This is a genomic window from Pseudomonas sp. PS01299 (genome assembly GCF_029960145.1).
Classification (GTDB): Bacteria; Pseudomonadota; Gammaproteobacteria; order Pseudomonadales; family Pseudomonadaceae; genus Aquipseudomonas; species Aquipseudomonas putida_A.
The window spans coordinates 1-5,412 of sequence record NZ_JASCPO010000316.1; the positions used below are offsets into that span (position 1 = coordinate 1).

General features: G+C 62.7%; 4 protein-coding genes. 2 read left to right on the forward strand and 2 right to left on the reverse strand.

All coding sequences use genetic code 11. The features are described from left to right. The first annotated feature begins 122 nt into the window (after window positions 1-122). The gene (locus QMX91_RS28670; RefSeq protein ID WP_282413746.1) at window positions 123-1,088 is read left to right on the forward strand and encodes a GlxA family transcriptional regulator; all 966 of its coding nucleotides are present in this window, start codon (window positions 123-125) and stop codon (window positions 1,086-1,088) included. Window positions 1,089-1,202: 114 nt separating this feature from the next. Here QMX91_RS28670 and QMX91_RS28675 read toward each other — a convergent pair whose 3' ends face one another. Together QMX91_RS28675 and QMX91_RS28680 are read right to left on the reverse strand one after the other, a co-directional pair. Further along, entirely contained in the window at window positions 1,203-3,614 is a 2,412-nt protein-coding gene (locus tag QMX91_RS28675; protein WP_282413747.1) for a penicillin acylase family protein, read from the reverse strand. A 102-nt stretch (window positions 3,615-3,716) separates the two neighbouring features. Further along, window positions 3,717-4,295, reverse strand: coding sequence for a DUF6436 domain-containing protein (locus tag QMX91_RS28680; RefSeq protein WP_003229233.1), 579 nt, complete (start codon window positions 4,293-4,295; stop codon window positions 3,717-3,719). Window positions 4,296-4,394: 99 nt separating this feature from the next. Here QMX91_RS28680 and QMX91_RS28685 point away from each other — a divergent pair, with 99 nt between their 5' ends. After that, window positions 4,395-5,342, forward strand: coding sequence for an alpha/beta hydrolase (locus QMX91_RS28685; RefSeq protein WP_139055168.1), 948 nt, complete (start codon window positions 4,395-4,397; stop codon window positions 5,340-5,342). Window positions 5,343-5,412 lie beyond the last annotated feature (70 nt).

Here is a 5,412-nt window from a genome sequence, read left to right on the forward strand (position 1 = left end):
GGGCTTGCTCGCGAAAGCGGTGTGTCATTCAACAGATAAGTTGAATGTAAGGGCCCTTTCGCGAGCAAGCCCGCTCCCACAGGGATTTGTGTTTGCCAGGGCATTGAGGACATTGGAGGCTTATGAACAAAACCATCGCCATCGTGGTATTCCCCGGCGTGCAGGCGCTGGATGTCAGCGGGCCGATGGATGTGTTCGCCGAGGCCAACCGGTTTCTGCCGCCCGAGGATCACTACCAACTGGTGGTGATCGGCCTCGAACGCGGGCCGATGGCTTGTTCCAACGGTTTGAATCTCAGCGCCCATCGGTACTTCAGCGAAGCGCAGGATGCTTATGACTTATTGCTCGTCGCCGGCGGCCCGCAGTTGCCGTTCATGGATTTCGGCAAGCCTTTCGACACCTGGCTGCGCGAGGCCTGCGCGCGTGCACGGCGTTTCGGTTCGATCTGCAACGGCGCGTTCATGCTGGCGCGGGCGGGACTGCTGGAAGGGCGCACCGTGACCACCCACTGGAACGATGCCGAAGCCTTGGCACAGTTGTGTCCATCGACCCAAGTCGAGGCCGATCACCTGTACGTCGAGGACGGTGCGCTCTACACCTCGGCCGGGGTCACCGCCGGGATTGATCTGTCGTTGTACCTGTTGGCCCGTGATTGCGGCGCTGAAGTGGCGCTGAGCGTGGCCAAGCGGCTGGTGGTGTTCACTCAGCGCTCGGGCGGGCAATCGCAGTTCAGCCCGTTCCTCACACCGCATGCGGAGTCGACGTCAGCGGTGGCGATGGTGCAGTTGTATGTGCTGGCCAACCTCACCGGCGATCTGACGATTGCCGATCTGGCGAACGCGGCGAACATGAGTGCGCGCAACTTCTCCCGGGTGTTCGCCCGTGAGGCTCGGGTCACCCCGGCGGAGTTCGTCGAAAGTGCGCGAGTGGATGCGGCGCGGGTGCTGCTGGAAAGCACCACGGCACCGCTGAAGACCGTGGCCTATCAGTGCGGGTTTCGCGATGCGCAGCACATGCGCAGTGTGTTCAATCGCCGGTTGGGGGTGACGCCGCAGCAGTTTCGGCTGAATTTTGCGTTGATGCTCTGAGAGATGTGTTGAGTTGGCGGGCCCCATCGCGAGCAGGCTCACTCCTACAATTGGAATGCGTTCCCCTGTAGGAGTGAGCCTGCTCGCGATAGGGGCCGTCCGGCTGACCGAGAACTATTGGGTCGCCCGCGCCGGCAACAGCTTCAAGGTACTACGGGTATTGGCCGTCACCTCTTCCTCGCTGAAATGCGCCTGCACATACATCCCCTCGACGTACTCCTCGGCCTGATCGTCGTAATGGCTGTCGAACGGCACACCGCTCTGGCCGACCGGGTTGATGGTCAGGCTGTGCGCCGGGTCGGCGAAGTCCACCAGGCGCCGCGTCGAAGGTCCATAGGTCACCGGCCACGGCGCCGGGCCGAGCTTGGCCGAGAGATTGTTCGGAACTTCGTGACTGCCCGGCGCAGCGAACGGCCCGACATTGACGATCCGGTCCAGCGGCTTCTGCTGACCCAACGGATGACCGTGGGTCAGGGTGTGCGCCGTGCCCCATTGCCAGTTGGACGGGTTATCGCCGAGGGTCTGTTTCAGATGCGTCATGCTCGCCTGCCACGCCGCTTTGACGACGTCGGCGCGAGTCTCCTTGTTCGGTGTGTTGCGGTTGTCCCACCACGGTGAATCGGCGTTCGCCGCCAAGCGCGGCAGGGCCGCGTCGATCACCCGGGTCGACAGCAGCGTCTCGAAGAAGTCGTTGCCCAGCTCATCGCGCATTGCCGCATCGGCGAGGTCGTAGAGGAACTGGTTGAACACTGTGGCGTTGACCGAATCCAGCGGATAGTCGCCTTGCCACTGCGCCAGTTGCTCGACCAGTTTCAGTTGCGCCGGATCGCTCACCACTTCCCGCAGCACCGGCAGCAATGGCGCTAGGGTACGCGGGCCATAACCGGTGGTGGTGCCCAGTTGCAGCTTCTGGTTGGCCTCGTTGCTCCACTTCAGATTCTTGTCGCTGAGCTGGCGGTTGAGCTGCTGGCCGCGATCGGCGAGGTTGTAGTAACCGGGGATTTCCATTCCGGTCGGCGACAGCGGCTGGAAGTTGGCCGAGACGATGTAGCCGCGCGCCGGGTTTTCTTCCTGCGGGTTGGCGCTGAACGGGTAGTAGCCGTCCTTGTCCGCCTGATTGCTGCTGCCGTCGAGGATGAACTCGGGCTTCACCCCGGCCGGGCGTTTCGGCAACAGCGCCGAGGCCCACCAGGCGATGTCACCCTTGGCGTTGGCGTAGACGATGTTCAGCCCCGGCGCCTGCACCTTGGTCGCAGCGGCCCGGGCCTTGGCCAGGGTGTCGGCGCGGTTGAGCTGGTAGAAACCTTCGAGAATCGGATTCGGCGTTTCGAGGAACGCCCACCACATGGCGATCGGCGTTTTACCGGCGGCAGTGCCGAGGGCGTCGTTGACGATCGGGCCATGGGGCGACTGGCGCAAGGTCAGCGTCACCGGCGCCTGGCCCTTCACCGCGATCTGCTGCTCGGTGCTGACCAGATCGGTCCACTGGCCGTGGTACCAGACCTGATTCGGGTTGTCCGGGTTGACCTTCTCGGCGATCAGATCCAGATCGTCGTTCTGGAACATGGTCAGGCTCCAGCCGAAATCGAGGTTGTGCCCCAGGAACGCGAACGGCACCAGTGCCTGATGATGGCCGTAGAGCTCAAAGCCCGGCGCCGACAGTTGCGCCTCGTACCACACCGACGGCACCGAGAAGCGAATATGCGGATCACCGGCCAGTAGCGGTTTGCCGCTCTGACTGCGGCTGCCGGCAATCACCCAGGCGTTGCTGCCTTCGAATTGCGGCAGGCCGTTTTCAATCAGCGCCTGCTCGCTGAGACGGGCGAGGGCATTGAGGTCTTTCCAGTCGCCGGCGGCGAGGGCCGGGGTCTTATTGGCGTGATCTTTGGCGAGCACGCCTTTGGGCTGCCAGTCGAGGTCGAAGACGTTGAGGTAATCGGCGCCGAGTTGATCGCGCACGTAGGTCAGCAGCGGTTCGGTACGAAACGCGGCGGCGAAGCTGTAGGCCATATAACCGGCGACGCTGATGCTGTCCTCCGCCGTGAACGGCCGCTTGGGAATGCCCAGCACGTCGAACTCCACCGGCGCGACGTGGCTGTCCTGATATTGGTTGATGCCGTCCAGATAGGCTTGCAGGGCCTTCCACGCCGGGGACTGCTTATCGAGACTGGCGACATAGCTGGCAGCGCGTTCACGGATGCGCAGGCTGCGGAACAGTTTGTCGGTGTCGAGCAGCTTCGGCCCGAGCACTTCGGCCAGCTCGCCGCGGGCCAGGCGGCGCATGGCTTCCATCTGGAACAGTCGGTCCTGGGCATGCACGTAACCGAGGGCGCGATATAGGTCGGTTTCGTTCTCGGCACGAATGTGCGGCACCCCGCGATCGTCATAGCGCACGGTCACCGAGCCTTGCAGATTGCGCAGCTCCACCTGGCCCTGACGCGTCGGTTGCTTGCTATAGACGTACCCGCCGACACCGGCGAGCAGGACAACGATGAGCAAGGCAAGAACGGTGAAGACGCGTTTCATGGTGACTCCTTGTGCATGCGGGATTGCCGCCCGTCGGGCTGCAAACAATTAGCACAGACCTTCCGTGCCGTGCATCGCTGTCCTCGAAAAGTCCGGAATGCCTTACTGCGCCACCACCGGCCACGGGCAATAACACCCGACCGCCAGGGTGTGCGTGGCGTTGACCGGGCGGTCTTGCGTGAGGGCATTGAGGATCGGTTCGATAAAACTGTTGCTGGAATTGCAGGTCAGCCCTTCGCTGTACGGGCCGAAGTACGCCAGTTTGCCGCTGCGGTCCCAGATCGCCACGGCGGGGCTGGCCGGGATCTGCTCGGAGCCGGGCAGCACCGCGATGGTTTTCAGGTTGCTCAGGGTGGTGGGCAACTGACCGTGGGAGCCGGCGCGCTGCACGGCGAAGAATTCCACACCGCGCGTGCCGTACTGCTCGACCATCTCGGTCAGGTGTTGTTGATTGCCGACGTTGCACGGACAGGCCGGGTCCCAGAAATGCACGAGACGGATTTTGCCGGGGCCGGCCAGTTCATCCGGCAGGCGCAACGGATCCCCGGAAAACACGGCGGTGTGCTGACTGAACGCACGCAGATAGCGCCCCTGAAACCAGTCGTACGCCGCCCACAGCACCCCGGCACACACAAGCGCGAGCAGGCTGGCAAACAGTGCGGTGCGGTAGGGCGAGCGCATGGTTTTTCGATCCTCGAAGGGGGGCTAGCTTGCCATGCTTGCCGCAACAGATGAATATCGCAGGCCGATAAAGTCTGTTTACCGCTTTGGAATACCCGCATGCCTGACACTTTCGATGCCGATCATTTACGCGCCAGCCTCAAGCCTTTGGCCCAGTGGCAGCCGTTGTCGGACGAGGCCAAGGCGTATCAGCAGTTCTATAAAACCGACTTTCCCGAGCGCGATGTCTGGCGCGGCATGGGCCGGTTCGAGGTGGACGGTTATGAGCTGGTCAGCCATTGCTGGTGGCCGGAGAAGGTCAAGGGCACGCTGTTTCTGCTGCACGGTTTTTACGATCACACCGGGCTGTATCGGCATGTGATCGAGTGGGCGCTGGATCAGGATTTTGCCGTCATCGCCTGCGACTTGCCGGGCCATGGTTTGTCGAGTGGGCCGCGGGCGAGCATTCGCGACTTCTCCGAATACCAGGACGCCTTGCAGGCGTTGTTCGCCGAAGCCAGTTCGATCGCCCTGCCGCAACCCTGGCATCTGTGCGGACAAAGCACTGGCGGCGCGATCGTCGTCGATCATGTGCTCAACCATGGCGAGAACAGTCCGGCGCAGGGCCAGTTGATTCTGCTGGCGCCGCTGGTGCGTCCGCGTGCCTGGGGCTGGTCGCAGCTCAGTTATTACCTGCTCAGGCCTTTCGTGCGGGGCATCGCCCGGCGCTTCAGCGAGAACTCCAACGACCCGGATTTCCTGCCGTTCCTGCAGGCTGATCCGTTACAGCCCAAACGCTTGCCGACCGCGTGGGTCGGTGCGCTGTCGCGCTGGATCATCCGTGTGGAACACGCGAAAAAAAGTCCGCGACGGCCGCTGATCATTCAGGGGCAGGCGGACATGACCGTGGACTGGCAGCACAACTTGCAGGTGCTGAAGTGGAAGTTCGACCGGCCGCAGATTCTGTTGCTGCCGGAGGCGCGGCATCATCTGGCGAATGAGACGCTGGAAATGCGCGAGGAGTATTTCGAGTTTCTGAACAAGCGGATCAGGGGCAGAAATTTATAGTGTTTGTAAGGGCCTCTTCGCGAGCAAGCCCGCTCCCACATGAAACCGCGATCACCTGTGGGAGCGGGCT